Origin of the sequence: Kluyvera sp. NPDC087067 (assembly GCF_044745165.1) — a bacterium.
Taxonomy (GTDB): Bacteria; Pseudomonadota; Gammaproteobacteria; order Enterobacterales; family Enterobacteriaceae; genus Kluyvera.
This window is the reverse complement of the sequence record NZ_JBIUZS010000002.1, coordinates 541,401-563,159: the sequence shown is the minus strand read 5'-3', so window position 1 is coordinate 563,159 and position 21,759 is coordinate 541,401. Positions and strand designations below refer to the sequence as shown.

The 21,759-nt window shown below is 54.1% G+C and carries 21 protein-coding genes; 11 read left to right on the top strand and 10 right to left on the bottom strand.

Annotated elements, in window-relative coordinates:
* The first annotated feature begins 107 nt into the window (after window positions 1-107).
* Together folB and bacA are read left to right on the top strand one after the other, a co-directional pair.
* Window positions 108-467 (top strand): bifunctional dihydroneopterin aldolase/7,8-dihydroneopterin epimerase, encoded by a 360-nt coding sequence (folB, locus tag ACIPDS_RS07975; RefSeq protein ID WP_166516879.1) that lies wholly within the window; start codon window positions 108-110, stop codon window positions 465-467.
* Between the two features lie 217 nt (window positions 468-684).
* Complete coding sequence (gene bacA / locus ACIPDS_RS07970; protein ID WP_166516880.1) at window positions 685-1,506, top strand: undecaprenyl-diphosphate phosphatase; 822 nt, start codon at window positions 685-687, stop codon at window positions 1,504-1,506.
* Between the two features lie 10 nt (window positions 1,507-1,516).
* Here the strand turns inward: bacA and ACIPDS_RS07965 are convergent, their stop codons facing one another.
* Both ACIPDS_RS07965 and ACIPDS_RS07960 read right to left on the bottom strand, forming a co-directional pair.
* Window positions 1,517-2,758, bottom strand: a complete 1,242-nt coding sequence (locus ACIPDS_RS07965; RefSeq protein ID WP_400734441.1) for a multifunctional CCA addition/repair protein — start codon at window positions 2,756-2,758, stop codon at window positions 1,517-1,519.
* A gap of 65 nt (window positions 2,759-2,823) precedes the next feature.
* Complete coding sequence (locus ACIPDS_RS07960) at window positions 2,824-3,444, bottom strand: TIGR04211 family SH3 domain-containing protein (RefSeq protein WP_400734439.1); 621 nt, start codon at window positions 3,442-3,444, stop codon at window positions 2,824-2,826.
* 235 nt (window positions 3,445-3,679) lie between these two features.
* On the opposite strand from ACIPDS_RS07960, the gene ACIPDS_RS07955 reads away from it, so the two are divergent.
* From ACIPDS_RS07955 to hldE, 3 genes are read left to right on the top strand one after another with little or no spacing between them, the layout of a single operon-like run.
* The gene (locus ACIPDS_RS07955; protein ID WP_400734437.1) at window positions 3,680-4,981 is read left to right on the top strand and encodes an inorganic triphosphatase; all 1,302 of its coding nucleotides are present in this window, start codon (window positions 3,680-3,682) and stop codon (window positions 4,979-4,981) included.
* Window positions 4,982-5,002: 21 nt separating this feature from the next.
* A complete protein-coding gene (gene glnE / locus ACIPDS_RS07950; protein ID WP_400734435.1) occupies window positions 5,003-7,843 on the top strand; it encodes a bifunctional [glutamate--ammonia ligase]-adenylyl-L-tyrosine phosphorylase/[glutamate--ammonia-ligase] adenylyltransferase in 2,841 nt (946 codons plus the stop codon).
* A 46-nt stretch (window positions 7,844-7,889) separates the two neighbouring features.
* Complete coding sequence (hldE, locus tag ACIPDS_RS07945) at window positions 7,890-9,326, top strand: bifunctional D-glycero-beta-D-manno-heptose-7-phosphate kinase/D-glycero-beta-D-manno-heptose 1-phosphate adenylyltransferase HldE (RefSeq protein WP_166516885.1); 1,437 nt, start codon at window positions 7,890-7,892, stop codon at window positions 9,324-9,326.
* A 121-nt stretch (window positions 9,327-9,447) separates the two neighbouring features.
* On the opposite strand, the gene ACIPDS_RS07940 is transcribed toward hldE, so the two are convergent.
* The 4 genes from ACIPDS_RS07940 to ubiK all read right to left on the bottom strand — a co-directional run bounded on the left by ACIPDS_RS07940 (window position 9,448) and on the right by ubiK (window position 12,564).
* Window positions 9,448-9,507, bottom strand: a complete 60-nt coding sequence (locus tag ACIPDS_RS07940) for a type I toxin-antitoxin system Ibs family toxin (RefSeq protein WP_400734723.1) — start codon at window positions 9,505-9,507, stop codon at window positions 9,448-9,450.
* Between the two features lie 240 nt (window positions 9,508-9,747).
* Window positions 9,748-11,430 carry a flotillin family protein gene (locus tag ACIPDS_RS07935; RefSeq protein WP_400734433.1) on the bottom strand — a complete coding sequence of 561 codons (1,683 nt, stop codon included), beginning with the start codon at window positions 11,428-11,430 and terminating at the stop codon, window positions 9,748-9,750.
* Between the two features lie 29 nt (window positions 11,431-11,459).
* Complete coding sequence (locus tag ACIPDS_RS07930; protein WP_400734431.1) at window positions 11,460-12,089, bottom strand: OB-fold-containig protein; 630 nt, start codon at window positions 12,087-12,089, stop codon at window positions 11,460-11,462.
* 190 nt (window positions 12,090-12,279) lie between these two features.
* Complete coding sequence (gene ubiK, locus ACIPDS_RS07925; RefSeq protein ID WP_400734429.1) at window positions 12,280-12,564, bottom strand: ubiquinone biosynthesis accessory factor UbiK; 285 nt, start codon at window positions 12,562-12,564, stop codon at window positions 12,280-12,282.
* 498 nt (window positions 12,565-13,062) lie between these two features.
* Here ubiK and ribB point away from each other — a divergent pair, with 498 nt between their 5' ends.
* Window positions 13,063-13,716 (top strand): 3,4-dihydroxy-2-butanone-4-phosphate synthase, encoded by a 654-nt coding sequence (ribB, locus tag ACIPDS_RS07920; protein ID WP_166516890.1) that lies wholly within the window; start codon window positions 13,063-13,065, stop codon window positions 13,714-13,716.
* Between the two features lie 56 nt (window positions 13,717-13,772).
* Here ribB and zupT read toward each other — a convergent pair whose 3' ends face one another.
* A complete protein-coding gene (zupT, locus tag ACIPDS_RS07915) occupies window positions 13,773-14,546 on the bottom strand; it encodes a zinc transporter ZupT (RefSeq protein ID WP_166516891.1) in 774 nt (257 codons plus the stop codon).
* Between the two features lie 194 nt (window positions 14,547-14,740).
* On the opposite strand from zupT, the gene ygiD reads away from it, so the two are divergent.
* Entirely contained in the window at window positions 14,741-15,529 is a 789-nt protein-coding gene (gene ygiD / locus ACIPDS_RS07910) for a 4,5-DOPA dioxygenase extradiol (RefSeq protein ID WP_400734426.1), read from the top strand.
* 3 nt (window positions 15,530-15,532) lie between these two features.
* On the opposite strand, the gene ACIPDS_RS07905 is transcribed toward ygiD, so the two are convergent.
* The 3 genes from ACIPDS_RS07905 to tolC form a co-directional block, all read right to left on the bottom strand.
* Complete coding sequence (locus tag ACIPDS_RS07905) at window positions 15,533-16,693, bottom strand: glutathionylspermidine synthase family protein (protein ID WP_166516893.1); 1,161 nt, start codon at window positions 16,691-16,693, stop codon at window positions 15,533-15,535.
* A gap of 5 nt (window positions 16,694-16,698) precedes the next feature.
* Window positions 16,699-17,382: a DUF1190 family protein gene (locus tag ACIPDS_RS07900; protein ID WP_166516894.1), complete on the bottom strand. Its 684-nt coding sequence runs from the start codon at window positions 17,380-17,382 to the stop codon at window positions 16,699-16,701.
* Window positions 17,383-17,561: 179 nt separating this feature from the next.
* Complete coding sequence (gene tolC, locus ACIPDS_RS07895; RefSeq protein WP_166516951.1) at window positions 17,562-18,986, bottom strand: outer membrane channel protein TolC; 1,425 nt, start codon at window positions 18,984-18,986, stop codon at window positions 17,562-17,564.
* Between the two features lie 210 nt (window positions 18,987-19,196).
* Between tolC and nudF the strand changes: the two genes are divergently transcribed.
* The 4 genes from nudF to yqiA all read left to right on the top strand — a co-directional run bounded on the left by nudF (window position 19,197) and on the right by yqiA (window position 21,745).
* On the top strand, window positions 19,197-19,829 hold the full coding sequence (nudF, locus tag ACIPDS_RS07890) for an ADP-ribose diphosphatase (protein ID WP_400734423.1): 633 nt from the start codon (window positions 19,197-19,199) through the stop codon (window positions 19,827-19,829).
* Window positions 19,826-20,251, top strand: a complete 426-nt coding sequence (locus ACIPDS_RS07885; RefSeq protein WP_166516896.1) for a DUF1249 family protein — start codon at window positions 19,826-19,828, stop codon at window positions 20,249-20,251. Before nudF ends, ACIPDS_RS07885 begins: the two co-directional genes overlap by 4 nt.
* Window positions 20,252-20,342: 91 nt before the next feature.
* Complete coding sequence (gene cpdA, locus ACIPDS_RS07880) at window positions 20,343-21,170, top strand: 3',5'-cyclic-AMP phosphodiesterase (RefSeq protein ID WP_166516897.1); 828 nt, start codon at window positions 20,343-20,345, stop codon at window positions 21,168-21,170.
* On the top strand, window positions 21,170-21,745 hold the full coding sequence (yqiA, locus tag ACIPDS_RS07875; protein ID WP_166516898.1) for an esterase YqiA: 576 nt from the start codon (window positions 21,170-21,172) through the stop codon (window positions 21,743-21,745). The genes cpdA and yqiA overlap by 1 nt, the downstream gene beginning before the upstream one ends.
* Window positions 21,746-21,759: the final 14 nt, after the last annotated feature.

Below are 21,759 nucleotides of genomic sequence, written 5' to 3'. Positions count from 1 at the left end.
AACGCTGTTCCATTTTGAAAATGTCGAAGTATTCTCTGCATCTGTGGATAATACGCATAATTCGCCGGAAGTGGTATCCGGTTTAGCCTAAAACCAAGCAGGTCGTGATGGATATTGTATTTATAGAGCAACTTTCGGTAATCACCACTATTGGTGTTTATGATTGGGAACAAACCATTGAGCAGAAACTGGTGTTCGATATCGAATTAGGCTGGGACAACCGCAAAGCCGCTGCCAGCGACAATGTGGAAGACTGCCTGAGCTACGCTGACATCAGCGAAGCTGTCGTGCAGCATGTGGAAGGCAGCCGTTTTGCGCTGGTTGAGCGCGTAGCGGAAGAGCTGGCTGAGCTGTTAATGTCCCGCTTTAACTCGCCGTGGGTGCGTATCAAGGTCAGTAAACCCGGTGCGGTTGCGCGGGCGGCAAACGTCGGCGTAATCATCGAGCGTGGCCATAATCCGAAATAAAATATTTAGTGGTCATATAAGTTAAACCAAAATGATCTATACCCGTCATACTTCAAGCTGCAGATGCGTTGGCTGCGCTCACTCACCCCAGTCACGTACTGTATGTACGCTCCTGGGGATTCGTTCTCTTGCCGCCTTCCTGCAACTTGAATTATTTAGGGTTACACCGGTCATAGTGCTGGGTTTATTTTATTGTTTACTTTTAAAGGGTTTATAAATGAGCGATATACACTCGCTGCTGGTGGCGGCAATTTTGGGTGTGGTCGAGGGATTGACGGAGTTTCTGCCTGTTTCCAGCACTGGTCATATGATTATTGTGGGTCATCTTCTGGGGTTTGAAGGTGAAACGGCGAATACCTTTGAAGTGGTGATCCAGCTTGGGTCGATTCTTGCCGTCGTGGTGATGTTCTGGCGTCGACTGTTTAGCCTGATAGGCATTCACTTCGGTCGCCCGCCGATTCACGAAGGTGAAGGTTCAGGCCGACTGTCTTTGATTCATATTCTATTGGGGATGATCCCGGCGGTGGTGTTGGGTCTGGTGTTCCACGACACGATCAAATCGCTCTTTAACCCGGTAAACGTGATGTATGCCCTGGTGGTCGGTGGCCTATTGCTGATTGCCGCAGAGTGCCTGAAACCCAAAACGCCGCGCGCGGTCGGGGTTGACGATATGACCTATCGCCAGGCGTTTATCATTGGTTGCTTCCAGTGTCTGGCGCTATGGCCGGGCTTTTCTCGTTCAGGAGCGACCATCTCAGGCGGCATGCTCATGGGTGTGAGCCGTTACGCCGCCTCAGAGTTTTCTTTTCTGCTGGCGGTGCCGATGATGATGGGCGCCACCGTTCTTGATCTCTACAAGAGCTGGCACTTCCTGACCGTCGGCGATATTCCGATGTTTGCCGTCGGTTTTGTGATGGCTTTCCTGGTGGCGCTGGTGGCCATCAAAACCTTCCTGAAGCTGATTAAACGTATCTCGTTTATTCCGTTCGCCATCTATCGCTTTATCGTCGCGGCAGCGGTTTACGTGGTCTTCTTCTGATCAATTGCCCTCAGTCTTTTGACTGAGGGCAACGTTTTTCCTTCCAGTCAGCGACCGCTTTAATTCGGCGTCGCGTCAATTCTTCGCGGATAGCAGGGCCTTTAAATCCGGCTTCGATAACCTCTTTATTGCCAACCGCACGAGCCACTTCCCATGCTTCACGCAGCAGCCGTCCTTGCGGGTAGTCGCTGGCTTCAAAATGGGTGCGTCCGCGCACATCCGCTTCGCTGGTTAGCGCAATTTGCTCTACGCGCTGCGGTTTACGCCAGGCGTCAATGGCGTCAAAAAGCTTGATAATCGTTTTCGGTTGCAGAATGGGCAGCGTGTGGATGAGGTCGTGGAATTCGGCAACCAGTTTCGCGAGGTCACGCATATCATTTGGGACTTTCAGGCGCTGGCTCAACCGTTCAACCAGCTTCACGCCGGCCGGGCCGTGGCCGTGGTGGCGAGGCCACAATGCTTTTGGCGTAAGCCCTTTGCCCAAATCATGACACAACGTCGCAAAGCGTACGTCGAGTTCAGGGCTGAGCATTGCCGCCATGGTGAGGGTCATCAGCGTATGGACGCCGGTATCGATTTCGGGATGCCATTTTTCCGGGGCCGGAACGCCAAACAGCACGTCGATTTCCGGGAACAGAACTTTTAGCGCACCGCAGTCGCGCAGCGTCTGGAAGAACACCTGCGGGTTGCGAGTACCGAGAGCGCTTTCGGTTTCTTTCCATACGCGTTCTGGCGTCAGATGCGCCAGCTCGCCGGCCTCCGTCATCGCTTTCATCAAGGCCAGCGTTTCATCGGCAATACGGAAACTGAGATGGGCGTAGCGGGCGGCAAATCGCGCCACGCGCAGCACGCGCAGCGGGTCTTCGCCAAAGGCCGGGGAAACATGGCGCAAAATACGCTGCTTAAGATCGCGGTAGCCATCGTACGGATCGATAAGAGAACCGTCGGCATCCTGCGCCATTGCGTTAACGGTTAAGTCCCGACGCAGCAGGTCTTGCTCCAGCGTAACGTCAGGGGCCGCATAGCAGGTGAAGCCGGTATACCCGGAACCGGACTTACGTTCGGTACGGGCAAGGGCATATTCTTCGTGGCTGGCAGGATGCAAAAAGACAGGAAAATCACGGCCGACCTGCTGGTAGCCTGCATCAAGCATTTGCTGCGGTGTCGCACCGACCACCACCCAATCTCTGTCTTTGATCGGGAGGCCCAATAAACCGTCCCGAACTGCACCGCCAACCAGATAACTCTTCACGCCACGCCTCTCCTCATCATTTTCTCTGTGATAATACGAAAGAAGTTGATTCAAGGCGAGTTAGCTTAGTTCATCCAGCGATCTTTACGCTTACGGCTTGGAATGATGTGCGGTAAGACCAGACCGAGGATCAGACCCATCCCCAGCACGCCGCCGCCATACATGAACCACTGCATAATGATGGTGCGCTGTTTGTCGTCTAACTGGAGGTTAGCGGCGCTCACTTTTTTCTGCGCAACGATAAGCTCGTTCTTCAGCTTCTGGTTTTCGTTTTTCAAACCGTTGATCACGCTATCGCTCTGAGCGACCTTTTTCTGCATTTCCGCAGTGCGCTGGTTCCAGGTGCCGTCGATATTATTGAGCTTGTCGGTCAGCGTTTTGACCTGGTTTTCCAGGTCGGGCACGCGGGTACGCAGGCTTGGCGTGGCGGTCAGCTCTTTAAGCGGGATCCACGCGGTACGGCCATTGCTGTCGCGCACCTGGCCGTATTGTGTACTGTCGTTGGTTTGTAGCAGGGTCACTTCTTCACCGGCGTTCAGTGAACCGGCGAGACGGTAGTTATCGCCCGGGCCGCTGCGTACCCAGGTGTTCAATTCGTCGGAAACGTAACGCTTTTCATCAGCATGAGCCAGAGTGGAAGCGGTAAGTGTCAGTAAAGTAATGGCAATTAAGCGTAATTTTGGCATCAGATCATCGTTTTTGTCATAAAAGTGGAACGATAGTAGTGGCAACAGTCTGACGACGCAAAGCATTCTGCGGCAATCGGAATCCTCCAGGAGGAAAAAAACGCCGCCAGCGTGTTACCTGACAAATTGCGCATTGCATGGCAATTTGTCGCAAAATACTATCTACTGACAAAAAGAATACCTATAAGTTCGCCAGATGGGTATTTCCAGGTAACGAAACCACAAGAATTCAATCATGGCTCAAGAAATCGAATTAAAATTTATTATCGACGACGCAGGCGTTGAAGCGCTGCGTGAAAATCTGCAATCCCTCAACGCTGAGCACACTGCGCCGACGACGTTGCTAAACATCTATTATGAAACGGCGGATAACTGGCTGCGTCGGCACGATATGGGCCTGCGCATTCGCGGCGATAATGGCCGCTACGAAATGACCCTCAAAATCGCCGGTCGCACCGTAGGTGGGCTGCATCAGCGCCCGGAATACAATATTGATATCAGCACCCCAGAGCTTGCGCTGGATAAACTGCCGCTGGAAGTCTGGCCAAACGGCGAAATGCCTGAAGGGCTCGCCGAGCAGGTTCAGCCGCTATTTAGTACCGACTTTAACCGCGAGAAATGGGTCGTCAATCACGGCAACAGCCAGATTGAAATCGCGCTCGATCGGGGCGAGGTGAAAGCGGGCGAGCACCAGGAAGCCATCTGCGAACTGGAGCTTGAGCTTTTAAGCGGTGAAACCGCTGACGTATTGGCGCTGGCACAGGAGCTGGCGAAAACCGGCCTGCTGCGCCAAGGCAGCCTGAGCAAAGCGGCGCGCGGCTACCATCTGGCGCAGGGTAATCTGGAACGTGAAATCAAACCGTTGACCATTTTAACGCTGCCGCCAAAAGCCACGGTAGGTCAGGCGTTTGAGGCCGCGCTGGAAAGTGCATTGTCTCATTGGCAGTATCATGAAGAACTGTGGCTGCGCGGTAAAAAGAAGGCGAAAACGGAAGTCGTTAATGCGCTGGGGCTGGTTCGCCATGTCCTGACGCTGTTTGGCGGTATTGTTCCGCGCAAAGCCAGCGCTCAGCTGCGTGAAGGGTTGACCCAGGTGGACGCGCTGATGCTCAGCGAAAAGTCCGCTCATGATATCGTTTTCTGCCCTGAGATGGCGTTAACCAAGCTGGCCTTTACAAAATGGCTGGTCACGCGCGGCTGGCAGCCGTTCCTCGACGCCAAAGCCGAAGCCAAAATGGCGGACTCCTTTAAACGCTTTGCCGATACCCACCTTTCTCGTCAGGCCGCTGAGCTGCGCACAACCTTTGCCTATCCTCTGGGCGACAGCTATGCCGACCAGCTCCCACGTCTGACGCGCGACATCAATACGGTGCAGATATTATCGGGTTACTACGACGCCGGGAAAGCCGAACGCTGGCTGGCGAACTGGCAAGGCTTACGCCACGCCATCGAAACGCGTCAGCATATTGAAATTGAGCATTACCGCAATGAAGCGCTGGCGGTTGAACCGTTCTGGTTACACAGCGGAAAACGTTAATTAACTTCAGGGAACCCGCGTATGACGCCGCTTTCTTCGCAGTTACAGCAGCACTGGCAGACGCTTAGTGAGCGCGCGCCAGAAGCGTTTGCCATGGATTCGCTTAGCGCCGAGGCGCAGGCTGTTGTCACCTTCAGTGATTTTGTTTCGCAAAGTTTGCTGACCTATCCCGAGTGGCTGACGTCGCTGGAAAGCAGCCCGCCACAGGCGGATGAGTGGCAACAATACGCGGGGTGGCTTCAGGCTGAGCTGTCTGAGGTGCATGATGAAGCGGCGCTTATGCGGACGCTGCGGGTATTCCGTCGTCGGGTAATGGTGCGTATTGCCTGGGCACAAGCGCTATCACTCGTCAGTGAAGAAAATACCCTTCAGCAACTGAGCCATCTGGCAGAGACGCTAATTGTTCAGGCGCGTGATTGGCTTTATGACGCCTGCTGCCGGGAATGGGGCACACCGTGCAGCGCCGACGGCGTACCGCAGCCGTTGCTCATCCTTGGGATGGGAAAACTGGGCGGCGGCGAACTCAACTTTTCTTCCGATATCGATCTGATTTTTGCCTGGCCGGAACACGGCACGACCCAAGGGGGGCGCCGCGAGCTGGATAATGCCCAGTTCTTTACCCGTCTGGGGCAACGCCTGATTAAGGCGCTGGACCAGCCCACGCAGGATGGTTTCGTCTACCGCGTCGATATGCGCCTGCGTCCGTTTGGCGACAGTGGCCCGCTGGTGCTGAGCTTTGCCGCCCTGGAAGATTATTACCAGGAGCAAGGGCGCGACTGGGAGCGCTATGCGATGGTCAAAGCGCGGATCATGGGCGATGACGAAGGTGTTTACACTCGCGAACTGCGCGCGATGCTGCGACCGTTTGTATTCCGCCGCTATATCGACTTCAGCGTGATCCAGTCCTTACGCAATATGAAAGGGATGATCACCCGCGAAGTGCGCCGCCGTGGCTTGAAAGACAATATCAAGCTGGGGGCGGGCGGCATCCGCGAGATTGAATTTATTGTGCAGGTTTTCCAGCTGATTCGTGGGGGGCGCGAGCCTTCACTGCAAAGCCGCGCGCTGTTGCCCACGCTGTCGGCGATTGAAGCGCTGAATTTGTTATCCGCAACGGATGCGCAGGCGCTGCGCGAGGCCTATTTGTTCCTGCGTCGCCTGGAAAACCTGCTGCAAAGCATTAACGATGAGCAAACCCAAACCCTGCCCACCGATGAGCTCAATCGGGCGCGCCTGGCGTGGGGCATGCATCTCAACGATTGGGATTCGCTCACCGCGCGCCTTGACGCGCTGATGGCGGATGTCCGCCGGGTCTTCAACGATCTGATCGGCGATGACGAAGAGCCATCACAGGAAGAACAGCTGTCTGAAGACTGGCGCGAGCTGTGGCAGGACACCTTGCAAGAAGATGATACTCCAGTGGTGCTGACGCATCTGAGCGATGACGATCGCCACCACGTTTTGTCGCAGGTGGCGGATTTTCGCAAAGAACTGGATAAGCGCACCATCGGCCCACGTGGACGCCAGGTGCTGGATTCCCTGATGCCGCATCTGCTCAGTGAAGTGTGCTCGCGGGAAGACGCGCGGGTGCTATTAACGCGTATCACGCCGTTACTGAGCGGTATCGTCACACGGACAACCTACCTTGAGCTGCTTAGCGAATATCCCGGCGCCTTAAAGCATCTTATTCGCCTGTGCGCGGCCTCACCGATGGTGGCAAGCCAGCTGGCGCGTTATCCGCTGCTGCTGGATGAGCTGCTTGACCCGAGCACCTTGTATCAACCGACGGCAACCGACGCCTATCGCGACGAGCTGCGTCAATATTTGCTGCGCGTGCCGGAAGAGGATGAGGAGCAACAGCTGGAAGCATTGCGCCAGTTTAAGCAAGCGCAGTTGCTGCATATTGCGGCGGCGGATATCGCTGGTACGCTGCCGGTGATGAAGGTCAGCGACCACCTGACCTGGCTTGCGGAGGCGATGATTGATGCGGTTGTCCAGCAGGCATGGGTGCAAATGGTGGCGCGTTATGGCCAACCAACACATCTCCACGAGCGACACGGCCGTGGTTTCGCGGTCATTGGTTACGGCAAGCTGGGCGGCTGGGAGTTAGGCTACAGCTCCGATCTGGATCTGGTGTTCCTCCACGATTGCCCGATGGACGCTATGACCGACGGTGAACGGGAAATCGACGGTCGTCAGTTCTATCTCCGCCTGGCGCAGCGCATTATGCATCTGTTCAGCACCCGTACCTCATCGGGCATTCTCTACGAAGTGGATGCCCGACTGCGTCCATCCGGCGCGGCCGGTATGCTGGTCACCACCGCCGAAGCGTTCGCCGATTATCAGCAAAACGAAGCGTGGACGTGGGAGCATCAGGCGCTGGTGCGCGCGCGAGTGGTGTACGGTGACCCACAGCTTGAGCAGCAGTTTGACGCTATTCGTCGGCAAATCCTGACCACCGCGCGCGACGGGGCGGTATTGCAAACCGAAGTTCGTGAAATGCGTGAGAAAATGCGTGCACACCTGGGCGGCAAGCAGCGCGACCGTTTTGATATCAAAGTCGACGCCGGCGGAATTACCGATATTGAATTTATCACTCAGTATCTGGTGCTGCGTTACGCCTACGACAAACCGAAGCTGACGCGCTGGTCGGATAATGTGCGCATTCTCGAACTGTTGGCGCAAAACGACATTATGGACGAGGACGAAGCGCGGGCGTTGACCCATGCTTACACCACATTGCGTGACGCCCTGCATCATCTTGCATTACAAGAACTGCCGGGCAACGTTTCGCAGGAGAGCTTCGCTCAGGAACGCCAGCAGGTAAGCGCCAGCTGGCAGAAGTGGCTGGTTCAACCGTGAAATGTGCTATTATCGCGCGAAATTTTGATTCTCTTTGGAGACAAGAATGAAAGTAACGCTGCCGGAATTTGAACGCGCAGGAGTGATGGTGGTTGGCGATGTGATGCTGGATCGCTACTGGTATGGCCCAACCAGCCGTATTTCCCCGGAAGCCCCGGTACCCGTGGTGAAAGTGGAAACTATCGAAGAACGTCCTGGCGGCGCGGCGAACGTGGCGATGAACATTGCCTCTTTGGGCGCGGTATCTCGTCTTGTCGGCCTGACCGGTATTGACGATGCGGCACGTGCGCTGAATAAAGCGCTGGCCGACGTTAACGTCAAATGCGATTTCGTTTCTGTGCCAACGCATCCGACGATCACCAAGCTGCGTGTGCTGTCTCGTAACCAGCAGCTGATTCGCCTGGATTTTGAAGAAGGTTTCGCGGGCGTTGATCCTCAGCCGTTGCACGATCGGATTCAAAGCGGCCTGCCGAACGTCGGTGCGCTGGTGCTTTCCGATTATGCCAAAGGCGCGCTGGAAAGCGTGCAGCAGATGATTCAACTGGCGCGCCAGGCGAATGTTCCGGTACTGATCGACCCGAAAGGCACTGATTTTGAACGCTATCGCGGTGCTACGCTGCTCACGCCAAATCTCTCTGAATTCGAAGCGGTTGTGGGCAAGTGCAAAACCGAAGAAGAGTTAGTGGAACGCGGCATGCAGCTGATTGCCGATTTCGACCTGTCTGCATTGCTGGTCACTCGCTCCGAACAGGGCATGACGCTGCTACAACCCGGCAAGCCGCCGCTGCATCAGCCGACTCAGGCGCAGGAAGTGTATGACGTGACCGGTGCCGGTGATACGGTTATTGGCGTACTGGCGGCGACGCTGGCGTCTGGAAAAAGTCTGGAAGAAGCCTGCTTCTTTGCCAACGCCGCGGCAGGCGTGGTGGTGGGGAAATTGGGGACATCTACCGTTTCGCCTATCGAGCTGGAAAATGCCGTGCGCGGTCGCGCGGATACCGGTTTTGGCGTGATGAGCGAAGAAGAGCTCAAGCATGCGGTTGCCGCTGCGCGTCGTCGCGGTGAGAAAGTGGTGATGACCAACGGCGTGTTCGATATTCTGCACGCGGGCCACGTCTCCTATCTGGCGAATGCGCGCAAGCTGGGCGATCGTCTGATCGTTGCGGTAAACAGCGACGCCTCGACGAAGCGTCTGAAAGGCGAATCCCGCCCGGTAAATCCACTGGATCAGCGCATGATCGTGCTGGGCGCGCTGGAGTCCGTCGACTGGGTCGTGTCCTTTGAAGAAGATACGCCGCAGCGTCTGATTGCCGGGATCCTGCCGGATCGTCTGGTGAAAGGCGGCGACTATAAGCCAGAGCAAATTGCCGGTAGCGAAGAAGTTTGGGCCAACGGCGGTGAAGTGCTGGTGCTGAATTTTGAAGATGGCTGTTCAACCACCAATATCATCAAGAAAATCCAGCAGGACAACGATAAGTCGTGAATGCGCGAGGCGCATCGAACATTTCGTTTTGGTGCGCAGCGGGCTGTTGACGCTGTTGTTTTTTCGACCTAAAGTAAAGGAATAAGGGTGAGAGGGGATTTCTCCCCCCTCTGATTGACTGTTAGAAAGCTGCGAAACTTATCAATAACAGCACAACCAGTATGATGATGAGCTTCATCATAACCCTTTCCTTATTAAAGCCCCTTCCTCGGGAGGGGCTTTCCCGTTTCAGCGCCTTGCTGACAGTGCGATTGTTAGCGTGCCCACTGACAGGCACAAGCCTTTTCCCTTTCGGTTTTATGACTTCTCGAGCGTCCACGCAAAAACAGCGTTTCTGGCGCTGAAAGGGCAATTTGCGGATAAAAAATCCCCGGCTTTTTGGGCCAGGGATACAAGGTTTAGCGACTTTGCGGAAAAATGATTAAGCCTCTTTTTGCTGTGCTTCCACCTCTACCCCGGAAGCTTTCGGCGTACTTAACGGCGAAGTCAGGGCATGAAGTGAACCGCCGGCAAGACCAATCTCGTTTAGCAGTGAATCGATAAGCGGCGCCTGCGTGCGATAAGAGAGGGCGGCAGAGAGTGCTTGTTCCGCCAGATTTCCACCGCTGACACCATTTGCTGTACTGGCTTCTCCGGTGGCACCACCGCGATTTAAGCCATCCACCTGGATTATCTTAATTCCGTCGATGGACTTCATTGGTTCAACGGACTTCTCGATGACGGCAGGCAGAGATTGCAACAGCGCCAGTTTGAATTTAAGGCTGGTCTGTTCATTGGAAAGCACGTTGATAGCATCGTTCAGCGCGCGCTGCGCTTCGGCTTCCGCCAGACCTTTTTTGCGCGTCGCTTCCGCCAGTTCGACAATGGCCGCCGCCTGCAATTCCGCCGCTTCCTTCTCGGCTTTCGCCCGTACCGTCAGCTCAACCGCTTTGGTTTCCGCATCCTGCGCGGCGGCGATAAGCGCAACCTGCTTGGCACGATCCGCTTCCGCCGTCTGACGGGTGGTTTCTACGTTCTGCTGGGCGCGAACCGCCTCGGCCAACGCATCGTTAGCGCGTGCTTCCGCCTGAGATTGCTGCTCGGATTTTGCGGCAATGGCGATGGATTTCGTCTGATTAGCGATTTCCGTGACCTGCTGCTGTTCGATCTCTTTAATCCGAACTTCACGCTCGGCCTCAACTTTCCTTGAGCGAACGGCCTGCTCGCGCTCAATTTCAGTTTCCTGAATCTGGCGCTCGGCAAGAATACGCGTCTGTTCCGCTTCACGGTGACGCTCGGCTTCAAAGGCGGCGATTTTGGCGTTCTGCTCGGCAGTGCGGGTTTTCACCTGCTGCTCCTGCTCAAGCGTCATAAAGGATTCCTGCTGCTCAATTTCCAGCTTGCGGGACAGCGCATCGCGGTTTTTCTCTCTTACCGCCACTTCCACGTCCTGCTCGACTTCATTACGCTCGCGGCGACGGCGCTCCGTTTCCTGAGTCAGCTTGGTCAGGCCTTCGGCGTCAAAGGCGTTGTTCGGATTAAAATGCACTTTCTCCGTCTGGTTAAAGTTGGTTAACGAGACGCTCTCCAGCTCCAGGCCGTTTTTTGACAGATCTTCCGCTACCGTGTTTTGCACGCCCTGCACAAAGTTTTCACGGGTGTCCTGTAGCTCATGCATGGTCATTTGCGAGGCCGTGGCGCGCAAGGCATCAACAAACTTATCTTCGATCAGTACGCGTAAATCTTCAGGCGAAAGGGTGCGCTGGCCCAGAGTTTGTGCGGCGGTGGCAATCCCTTCAACCGACGGTTTTACGCGGACAAAAAAGGCGACAACGACATCTACACGCATACGATCTTTGGTGATCAGACTGTCGACGGTAGACCGGCTAACCTCAAGTTTGAGGGTGTTCATATTGATGGGAATAATTTCGTGGAAGATGGGCATCACGATGGCACCGCCGCTCATCACCACTTTCTGGCCGCCAAGCCCGGTTCGCACAAATGCTTGTTCTGCGGAGGCTCGGCGATAAAGACGGGCAAATATAATCCCGATGATTAATAAGACGACAACCGCGACAATTGCGGTAAACATCCATGAAGGTAACGTGTTAATAATATCATCCATTATGTCGTTCTCTTAAGGTCAAAATACAATTACAAAATATTCGGCCAAGGGTTGAGTTCGGCCAAATAACGCGTTGCGGAGAGTCGGTAAATAATTAATACCCGGTCCCCTTTTTTAAACGCGTGTCCTTCTTCGGGTTCTAGCAACAAGTAATGAATTTGCCCGAACTTATCGGTAAATTTTCCTTCGCAAGGCGTGCCTGCCATTGCGGAATGTCCGGTAACCATTGCCATACAGCCGATATAATCATCCTCAGCGATAGCGGTACTTTCATCACGAGGGATCCACGGAGCAATGATTTTCCCGCTGTAATGTACCGCGAGGACAGACGCAATAAAGCATACGGGGGCCAGCAGCAGGTTACCCAGTGGCGCTTGCAGCAGCGTGGTCCAGCCATGCTGGACAAGAATACCAAACAGCCCAAAATAACCCGCCAGTAAGCAGAACACAACCAATGACGGAATACGCCCAATATTCAGGAAGTGAAGCACCTGGCCAATATTCCCGGACGATAAGGAATCATAATTATCGAGATGGGCGTCGAGGATGCCAGAGAGAAAATGACCAAAGGTCAGCGATATTATTTCAAGTGCACCAATAAGCAGGACAAATGATAGAGCGAATAAATAGGGGCTATTATATTCCGTAAATAAATACATACTTCATTCCCCCCTGTAATAATTTTCCTTGGGTGAAGATTTTGTTTCTTAAAATAATAGAGGGATACAATAGCATGTACCGAAGGAATCTTTTAATCCGAAAAGAGAGTTTTCAGGCTAAATATTTATCGACAAGGTGCAGGGCAAATCAGGATTGGCATAAAGCGGGCCATACGGCCCGCTTCAATTTTTACTCTGAAGGTTCTGTCGGGGCTGGTTTTACCTCTACAGCGGCCTGACGATTTTCCAGCTCGCTGATCCGCTGCTCCAGCAGCGCCAGCTTCTCGCGAGTACGCAGCAGAACCTGGGTCTGTACGTCGAACTCTTCGCGGCTGACCACGTCAAGACGCGTCAACTGTGACTGAATCACCTGACGAACTTTCTTTTCTACGTCATCACCGAATTCACGCAGGCCTTTTGGCATGGATTCGTGAACCTGACGGGCGATTTGTTCAATTTTTTTCGGGTCGATCATCTGTGTTTCCCTGATTCTGTCGGCGTTACCGTTATTGTAGTGCCTTCTCAGGGTGCGATAAACCAGAATTGTGCGAAGCTTATGCATTGCCGAAGATAATCAATAGCGTTATAGTAAGTACGCTTATTCTCAGGGCGGGGCGAAATTCCCCACCGGCGGTAAATCAGCAACATCCAAAGAATTTCGCGTTGCAGCAAGGCGGCAACTGAGCGAGTCACCAGGAGTTTAGTCAACTAAATGACTGGTGTGAGCGAAGGCAGCCAACGCAGCGGCGGCGTGAAAGTCGACGGATTGGCTGAAAGCCCGCGAGCGCTTCCCGTGTAAATGGGAAGGTCAGCAGATCCGGTGTAATTCCGGGGCCGACGGTTAGAGTCCGGATGGGAGAGAGTAACGATCCAGTCGGGTTTACGCCCGCTCGCGTTATCTATTAGCCGTTTATCGGCACTCCTAAGACTGCCCTGATTCTGGTAACCATAATATTAATGAGGTTTTTTTACCATGAATCAGACGCTACTTTCCTCTTTTGGTACTTCTTTCGAACGCGTTGAAAACGCACTGATTGCTCTGCGTGAAGGTCGCGGTGCGATGGTGCTGGACGACGAAGATCGCGAGAACGAAGGCGACATGATCTTTGCCGCCGAAAACATGACCGTTGAACAAATGGCGCTGACTATCCGTCACGGTAGCGGCATCGTTTGTCTGTGCCTGACCGATGAGCGTCGTAAACAGCTGGATCTGCCGATGATGGTGGAAACGAACACCAGCGCTTACGGCACCGGCTTTACGGTCACCATTGAAGCGGCTCACGGCGTAACGACCGGCGTATCCGCCGCTGACCGTCTGACTACCGTTCGTGCGGCGATTGCCGACAACGCTAAACCGTCAGACCTCAACCGCCCTGGTCACGTTTTCCCGCTGCGCGCGCAGCCGGGCGGCGTATTGACCCGTGGTGGTCACACCGAAGCGACCATCGATCTGGTGACGCTGGCGGGCTTTAAACCAGCTGGCGTTCTGTGTGAACTGACCAATGACGATGGCACCATGGCGCGCGCGCCAGAGTGCATCAAGTTTGCGCAGGAACATAATATGGCGCTGGTCACCATCGAAGATTTGGTGGCCTACCGTCGCGAGCACGAGCGTAAAGCAAGCTGATTGCGCTCTGTTTGAAGAAGCCCGGCTGAATCTGCGCCGGGCTTTTTTTATGGCTGTTAGCCAATTCCCATCGATTGTAATGCCACAAGGCTCATCCCCATCACCGACATTCCGCATAACACGCCGTAGCTGGGGTTGTTGTTAGGATCGATCTCTTTCGCCAGCGGCATCAGCTCGTCAACGGATAGCGCCACCATAATCCCGGCAACGGCGGCCATAATCGAGGCCATCAGTACCGGCGACATCATGCTACCCAGAATCGCCCACGCCAGCACGCCGCCCAGAATCTCGGCCATCCCGGAGATTCCGGCCCAGAACACCGCTTTGCGTTTTGAGCCTGTCGCCGCATAAACCGGCCCGGCAACCGCCAGCCCTTCTGGAATATTGTGTAGCGCCACGGCGAGCGCAATGCCGAAACCTAATTCGAGGTTGTTGCTCGCCGTAACGTAGGTGGCGATACCTTCCGGGAAGTTGTGCAGACTAATCCCCAGCGTCAGCAGTATCGCCGTGCGGCGAATATTACGCGGCAGCGGCGTGGTGGTTTTCTGCATCAGATCTTGCGGATGCGCATGCGGCAGCACGCGGTCTAGCGCGAAGTAGCCAATAAGCCCGATAACAAACATGCTGTAACCCAATACCGGCGACATGCCTTCCGTACCCAGCGCGGCGGGCAGCATCTCCATTAAAGAGATCAGCAACATAATCCCGGCGGCAAAGCCCAGTGAAAACGCCAGCACTCGGTTAGAGGGCTTTTGGCCAATGACGCCGAGAATGGCGCCAATAAACGTGGCAGCTCCTGCCAGTAATGTCAGAATTAGCGGTACCGACATCGCTTACTCCTTTTGATAATGATTATCATTCATGATATTGAAGTTTGTGATTTATGGCGAGAGGCACAGGCATTCTTTACCTCATCCTTACATTCAAATTTTCTGAAGATCATCATCACGCTTATCTGAGTTTATCCTCACGGAAAACAGGTTAATGTGGTGTTATTCAATTATGCCTCTGGAAGGATAACATCATGTCTCGTAACCGAATGCCAGCACTGTTTTTAGGTCACGGTAGCCCGATGAACGTACTGGAAGATAACCTCTATACCCGTACCTGGCAGCACCTCGGTGAGACATTGCCGCGCCCGAAAGCCATTGTGGTGGTTTCCGCGCACTGGTTTACCCGGGGCACGGGCGTGACGGCGATGGAAGCGCCGAAAACCATCCACGACTTCGGCGGTTTTCCTCAGGCGCTGTACGATACCTATTACCCGGCGCCGGGTTCCCCTGAGCTTGCGCAGAAGTTGGTAGAGCTGCTCTCGCCTGTTCCGGTTACGCTGGATACCGAAGCCTGGGGCTTTGACCACGGTTCGTGGGGCGTGTTGATAAAGATGTACCCGAATGCGGATATTCCGATGGTACAGCTCAGCGTCGACAGCACCAAACCTGCGGCCTGGCATCTGGAGATGGGACGCAGGCTCGCCAGTTTGCGTGATGAAGGCGTGATGCTGGTGGCAAGCGGTAACGTAGTGCACAACCTGCGCACCGCAAAATGGCGCGGTGATTCTGAACCTTATCCGTGGGCGACGTCGTTTAACGACTATGTTAAAGCGAATCTGGAATGGAAAGGGCCGGCTGAACAACACCCGCTGGCAAATTACCTGCAACATGAAGGCGGGGCGCTCTCAAACCCGACGGCGGATCACTTCCTGCCGCTGCTGTATGTTTTAGGCGCGTGGGATAAAGAAGAACCCATTACGATCCCGGTAGACGGTATCGAAATGGGTTCCTTAAGCATGCTGTCGGTGTTAGTCGGTTAACGGCTACTCGACGAAAATGTGCGGATAGAAGCGTGACAGATCCTGGGTGATCAGCGCTCTATCCTCACGGATCCCGATGCCAGCTGGCTGGTCGTTGATAAGCCAGCTGCCAATCAACATGTAGCTATCGCCAAACTTCGGCAGCTGATAGAACTGCTGGACGATCATCCCTTCTTCGCCATACGGGCCTTCCACCTGCTCGATAGTTTTGCCGTTTTCGATGATCGAAATGTTGGCACCTTCACGGGAGAAGATAGGCTTCACCACGAATTTGTCCATCGGCGGGTGGCTGTCTTCCGCGAAGTAGGCTGGCAGCAGGTTCGGGTGATCCGGGAACATTTCCCACAGCATTGGCAACAACGCTTTGTTAGAAATGATGCTCTTCCACGCGGGCTCCAGCCAGCGTACGCCCGCATCCTCCAGCTTGGTGGAGAACATCTCGCGCAGCATATATTCCCAAGGGTAGAGCTTGAACAGATTACCAATCACCTGATCCTGCAGATCGGTAAACTGGCCTTTCTCGCCCAAACCCAGTTCGTCGATATAGAGGAATTCGGTGGCGATATCGGCTTCTGCCGCACAATCCTGGAGATATTGTACCGTCCCGCGATCTTCCACGGTGTCCTGGCAGCAGGTCAGATGCAGTAGCTGGAAACCGTACTGTTCGCGCAGTTCGGTAAAGCGCTCGATTAACTTTTCCTGCAGGCTGTTGAACTGGTCGCTGCCTTCAGGCAGGTTACCGGCATTGAGCTGGTCTTCCAGCCAGATCCACTGGAAAAACGCCGCTTCATACAGCGAGGTTGGCGTATCGGCGTTGTTCTCTAAAAGCTTTGGCTCGCCGGTGCCATCCCACGCCAAATCAAGGCGCGAGTAGAGCGATGGCTGCTGCGTTTGCCATGACTGACGCACAAAACCCCAGGTGTGTTTTGGAATGCGGAATTTCGCCATCAGTTCATCGCTGGCGATCACCCGGTCGACCACTTTCAGACACAGCTGGTGCAGCTCGGCGGTGACATCTTCCAGTTTTTCGACCTGGGCAAGCGTCAGCTTGTAATAGGCTTCTTCACTCCAGTACGGTTCACCGTACATAGTGTGAAAGTTAAAGCCATATTCCGTCGCTTTTTCGCGCCAGTCCGGGCGCTCAACAATACTGACTCTTTCCATGATAATCAGCCGCCCATTGAACGGGAGGTGCTGCCCGTCGCGCTACGCTGCATGGTGGACTGCTTCGCCACAGACTCACCAAAACCGCCGCGGGTGACCGTATTGGTGGTTGCCGGTTTCGGTGCCATCGCGGTTTTTGGTACGTTCATTGAACGACCCGGCTGTGCGGCACCGTAGTTTTTACCGCTCGCATCGGTGTATTTACCGTAGGCCGGGCTGGATGGATTCTTCGAGGTGAATACCGGCTGCTGCTGGTAACCGCCCATGCCGCCGCCCATCATACGGCCCATCATGTAGCCCGCCATCAGCGGCATCCAGAAGCTACCGCTGCTCTGATTCTGCGCCTGAGCCTGGCCTTCGCCGGTTGGCGCCATGCCCGCCTGTGCAGGAGCCTGCTGGCATTGGCCTTCACCAAACTCAGCCACACAATCTTCACGGCTGGCGTATTTTGGTGCGGTACGCTCGGCTTCTTTCAGAGCGTTGTTGTAGGTAGTGGTACATTCTGCGCTTTTGCTTGGATTAGCAGCAGAGCAGTCGTCCGCGTTCTGATACAGCGTGACGGTTTCGTCCGATTTCTCACAGCCCGCCAGCATGAATACTGCGGTAACGGCGAGTGCCACCGGCGTTAAGTGACGCGCGCCCCAGCTTTTACGAAATGCGGCGTGCTGAATATTATTTGTCCGTTTCATTTTAATCTTCCTGGACCCAGTAGAGTGGTATTGCAATAACGCTCAGGATAGAGGATGAGTGGTTGAAAATGAAGCGAAGAAGGGAATAAAGGAGGCGATCTTTACGTTGCCTTACGTTGAGAGGGGATAAATAAAAAAGGGCCCGTAAAAACGGACCCTTTTGAAGGCAAATACCGATCTTAGCGCAGACGCGCTTTGCTGGTGGCCGGTGAGGTGTAACCGTCGGCGGCAGCATCCTGCTGGGTATTTTCCGGCGCGACGCTGGCGTTGGCGGTAGAAACCGGTTTGCCCAGCGTATTGTTCAGCGCCAGCAGATCCTGCTCGTTGAGCGTACCCAACGCATTTTTGATATTAAGCTGGTTTATCAGGTAGTTATAACGCGCACTGGAGAGCTGCTGTTTGGCGTTATACAGCGTGGTGGTGGCGTCCAGTACGTCAACGATAGTACGCGTACCCACGGAGTAGCCCGCTTCCATCGCGTCTAAAGAACTCTGTGCAGAAACCACGGCCTGTTTGTAGGCGTTGATGCTGCTGATAGAGGCGTTAACGTTGTTGAAGGAAGAACGAACGGTCTGTACCACGGAACGGTGCGCGCTTTCTAACTGCTCGCTGGCGCCCACGAAGTTGTACTGTGCTTGTTTGACCTGGGAGTTAACCATCCCGCCTTGATACAGCGGCAGGGAGAAGCTCAGGCCCACTTTGTTCTGACCGGCATCGTTATCGTTGTACTGCGTACCGTTGGTTTTAGAACCGCTGTAAGAGGTGTTAGACACCCCGGTAGAGGCGGTTAAATCCAGCGTCGGCAGATGGCCATCCTGCGCCAGGCGAATTTGCTCACGCGCCAGGTCCTGGCTCAGACGAGCCTGCAACAGCGTCAGGTTGCGGTTTTCCGCTTCTTTCAGCAGCGAGTTAACTGCCTGCGGTTTGTCGGTTTTGAAGCTATCCACGTTCAGTGAGGACAGTTCAGGGTAATAGTTACCGGTGACCTGACGCAGCGCTTCAACGGCATTGTCGAGGTTGTTACGTGCCGTGACTTCGTTTGCCAGTACGGTATCGTATTGTGAACGGGCGTTCTGCACGTCGGTGATGGCGACCAGGCCTACGTTAAAGCGCTGAGTCGTCTGATCCAACTGACGGTAAATGGCCTGTTTCTGTGCTTCCGTAAAGGAAAGCGAGTCAATGGCGCTCAGGACGTTAAAGTACGCCGTGGCGGTATTGAGGATCAGCGTCTGCTGATCGGTCTGATAGGTCACATCCTGGATACCTGCGGATTTCTCTTGCAGGGAAAGGTTACGCCATTTGGACATATCAAACAGGCTTTGCGTTAACTGCAAAGAGCCGCTGGTGACGTTAGAGTTCACGCCGTTGCTGTCGCGGAAGCCGTTGGTATAGGTATAATCAGCACCCAAACCTAACTGTGGCAACAGTGGACTGCGCGCTTCGTTGATCTTCTCGAACGCTGCATCACGATCTGCGGCAGATTTGCGGAGATCCGGGTTGCTGGTACGTGCCTGCTGATACACCTGTAACAGGTTCTCTGCCTGGCTCATTGCACTGAAACCCGTAAGGCTCAGACCAATAAGGATGGGGAGCAATTTCTTCATTTGCATTTGCATTCCTTGTTGTGAAGCTTAGCGCTGATCTAATTCACAGAAAAAATATTCGCCGATTGTACCAGAGTCTGCCACGTTAAAAAGTTGTCGTAATGTGCCATCTGGCGTTAATTTGCACCAATCTACCATAGAGTTAGTGAATCCTAAGAGTCACTGACTTTAAATCCACAATTTCAACACAATTACTGCATAGGCCAGTCCATGACAAAAACAGTTAATCCTGTGGCAACGCTCTCGAAAAATGATGTAGAAATTATTGCACGAGAAACGGTATATCGCGGCTTTTTTTCGATTGATTTGTATCGCTTTCGTCACCGGCTGTTCAACGGTGAGATGAGCGGCGAAGTAAAGCGTGAAATTTTTGAGCGCGGTCACGCCGCAGTCTTGCTACCCTTTGACCCAGTGCGTGATGAAGTGGTGTTGGTTGAGCAGGTTCGAATTGCTGCCTACGACACCAGCGAAACCCCGTATCTGCTGGAGATGGTGGCTGGCATGATTGAAGAAGGGGAAACCGTAGAGGACGTTGCCCGTCGTGAGGCGCAAGAAGAGGCTGGGCTTGAAGTTGGCCGGGTGAAAAAGTGCCTAAGCTATCTGGCAAGCCCGGGGGGCACCAGCGAGCGCCTGACCATTATGGTCGGCGAAGTGGACGCGACAATGGCCGAAGGTATTCATGGCCTGGCAGAAGAACACGAAGATATTCGCGTTCATGTGGTAAGCCGGGAGTTCGCTTATCAATGTGTAGAGGATGGAAAAATTGACAACGCAGCGTCTGTCATCGCTTTGCAATGGCTACAGCTGCATTATCAGGACTTACGAAAAGAGTGGATCAAATGAAGCGCTATACACCTGACTTCCCAGAAATGATGCGTCTATGCGAAACCAACTTCGCGCAATTGCGTCGCTTACTGCCGCGTACTGATGAAGTCGGTGAAACCGTGAACTATCAGGTGACAACTGCGCAATATCGCTTAACGATAGTCGAATCAACACGTTACACTACACTGGTGACGATTGAACAAACGTTGCCAGCGATAAGCTACTGGAGCCTACCGACGATGACGGTTCGGCTGTATCATGATGCGATGGTGGCTGAAGTGTGTTCAACTCAGCAGATCTTTCGCTTCAAAGCGCGATATGATTATCCAAATAAAAAGTTGCATCAACGCGACGAAAAGCATCAAATTAATCAGTTTTTGGCCGATTGGCTGAGATTCTGTTTAGCACATGGAGCGATGGCGATTCCGGTTTGTACATAACAGCCTTCAGGCGGCATCACAGGCGCTGCCAGCGAGAAGTCGCCTGAGAGGATGATGTGTATATTTGCATCGTGAAACCTAAGGACACCATTTGGAAAGCCTTTTAAACCTTCCTCTGGCTGGTGGGGCCAGTGTTAGGGTACTGCAAATTACTGATACTCACCTGTTTGCCCAGCAGGATGAAACGCTGTTAGGGGTGAACACCTGGGAAAGCTATCACGCGGTTCTGGAGGCCATTCATGCCTCGGCCCGTGACGTTGACCTGGTGGTTGCCACCGGCGATTTAGCTCAGGATCACTCCTCCGCGGCCTATCAGCATTTTGCTGACGGCATCGCGAGTTTTTCTGCGCCTTGCGTTTGGTTGCCGGGGAATCATGATTTCCAGCCCTCGATGTACAGCACGCTGCAAGAGGCAGGCATCTCACCTGCTAAACGCGTACTGGTGGGCGAAAACTGGCAGATATTATTGTTGGATAGCCAGGTGTTCGGCGTTCCGCATGGCGAATTGAGCGAATTCCAGCTGGAGTGGCTTGAAAAACGGCTGACGCAAGAGCCGGAGCGTCATACCTTACTGCTTCTGCATCATCATCCGCTGCCGTCTGGCTGTAGCTGGCTTGACCAGCATAGTCTGCGCAACGCCGGTGCGCTTGATGGCATACTGGCGCGTTATCCGCGCGTAAAACATCTGCTTTGCGGCCATATTCATCAGGAGCTGGACGTTAACTGGAACGGTCGACGAATTATGGCGACGCCCTCAACCTGCGTGCAGTTTAAGCCGCACTGTTCTAATTTCACCCTCGACACCGTGTCTCCCGGTTGGCGCTGGCTTGAGCTGCATGCCGATGGTTCATTAACCACCGAAGTCTGCCGCCTTGCTGGGGTGAAATTCCATCCTGATACCGCATCTGAAGGCTATTGATGTCGACGCTTCTCTATTTGCATGGATTCAACAGTTCTCCATGGTCAGCCAAGGCCACGGCGCTTAAGCAGTGGCTGGCGGAACACGCCCCGAACGTGAACATGCTTATTCCCCAGCTGCCTGCGTATCCGGCGCAAGCGGCCGAAATGCTTGAAGCGCTCGTGCTTGAGCACGGCGGTGAGCCGTTGGGTATCGTGGGGTCGTCGCTGGGCGGCTATTACGCCACCTGGTTATCGCAGTGTTTCATGCTGCCAGCGGTGGTCGTTAACCCGGCAATCAGGCCGTTTGAGCTACTGACGAATTTCCTCGGGCCGAACGAGAATCCCTACACCGGGCAGCAATATGTGCTAGAGTCTCGCCATATTTACGATCTCAAAGTGATGCAAATTGACCCACTTGAAGCCCCGGATCTTATCTGGCTGCTTCAGCAAACCGGCGATGAAGTGCTTGATTATCGCCAGGCCGTGGACTATTTCGCCTCCTGCCGACAAACGGTAGAAGAGGGCGGAAATCACGCATTTATCGGCTTTGAAGATCACTTCACCCAGATTATCGATTTCCTGGGGTTGCATTAAGCAACGCCAACTAC

Excerpts from the sequence above, each read along its gene's own strand:
- folB (WP_166516879.1), top strand. The coding sequence starts at position 108 with ATGGATATTGTATTTATAGAGCAACTTTCGGTAATCACCACTATTGGT.
- bacA (WP_166516880.1), top strand. The coding sequence starts at position 685 with ATGAGCGATATACACTCGCTGCTGGTGGCGGCAATTTTGGGTGTGGTC.
- ACIPDS_RS07960 (WP_400734439.1), bottom strand. The coding sequence starts at position 3,444 with ATGCCAAAATTACGCTTAATTGCCATTACTTTACTGACACTTACCGCT.
- ACIPDS_RS07955 (WP_400734437.1), top strand. The coding sequence starts at position 3,680 with ATGGCTCAAGAAATCGAATTAAAATTTATTATCGACGACGCAGGCGTT.
- glnE (WP_400734435.1), top strand. The coding sequence starts at position 5,003 with ATGACGCCGCTTTCTTCGCAGTTACAGCAGCACTGGCAGACGCTTAGT.
- hldE (WP_166516885.1), top strand. The coding sequence starts at position 7,890 with ATGAAAGTAACGCTGCCGGAATTTGAACGCGCAGGAGTGATGGTGGTT.
- ACIPDS_RS07935 (WP_400734433.1), bottom strand. The coding sequence starts at position 11,430 with ATGGATGATATTATTAACACGTTACCTTCATGGATGTTTACCGCAATT.
- ACIPDS_RS07930 (WP_400734431.1), bottom strand. The coding sequence starts at position 12,089 with ATGTATTTATTTACGGAATATAATAGCCCCTATTTATTCGCTCTATCA.
- ubiK (WP_400734429.1), bottom strand. The coding sequence starts at position 12,564 with ATGATCGACCCGAAAAAAATTGAACAAATCGCCCGTCAGGTTCACGAA.
- ribB (WP_166516890.1), top strand. The coding sequence starts at position 13,063 with ATGAATCAGACGCTACTTTCCTCTTTTGGTACTTCTTTCGAACGCGTT.
- zupT (WP_166516891.1), bottom strand. The coding sequence starts at position 14,546 with ATGTCGGTACCGCTAATTCTGACATTACTGGCAGGAGCTGCCACGTTT.
- ygiD (WP_400734426.1), top strand. The coding sequence starts at position 14,741 with ATGTCTCGTAACCGAATGCCAGCACTGTTTTTAGGTCACGGTAGCCCG.
- ACIPDS_RS07905 (WP_166516893.1), bottom strand. The coding sequence starts at position 16,693 with ATGGAAAGAGTCAGTATTGTTGAGCGCCCGGACTGGCGCGAAAAAGCG.
- ACIPDS_RS07900 (WP_166516894.1), bottom strand. The coding sequence starts at position 17,382 with ATGAAACGGACAAATAATATTCAGCACGCCGCATTTCGTAAAAGCTGG.
- tolC (WP_166516951.1), bottom strand. The coding sequence starts at position 18,986 with ATGAAGAAATTGCTCCCCATCCTTATTGGTCTGAGCCTTACGGGTTTC.
- nudF (WP_400734423.1), top strand. The coding sequence starts at position 19,197 with ATGACAAAAACAGTTAATCCTGTGGCAACGCTCTCGAAAAATGATGTA.
- ACIPDS_RS07885 (WP_166516896.1), top strand. The coding sequence starts at position 19,826 with ATGAAGCGCTATACACCTGACTTCCCAGAAATGATGCGTCTATGCGAA.
- yqiA (WP_166516898.1), top strand. The coding sequence starts at position 21,170 with ATGTCGACGCTTCTCTATTTGCATGGATTCAACAGTTCTCCATGGTCA.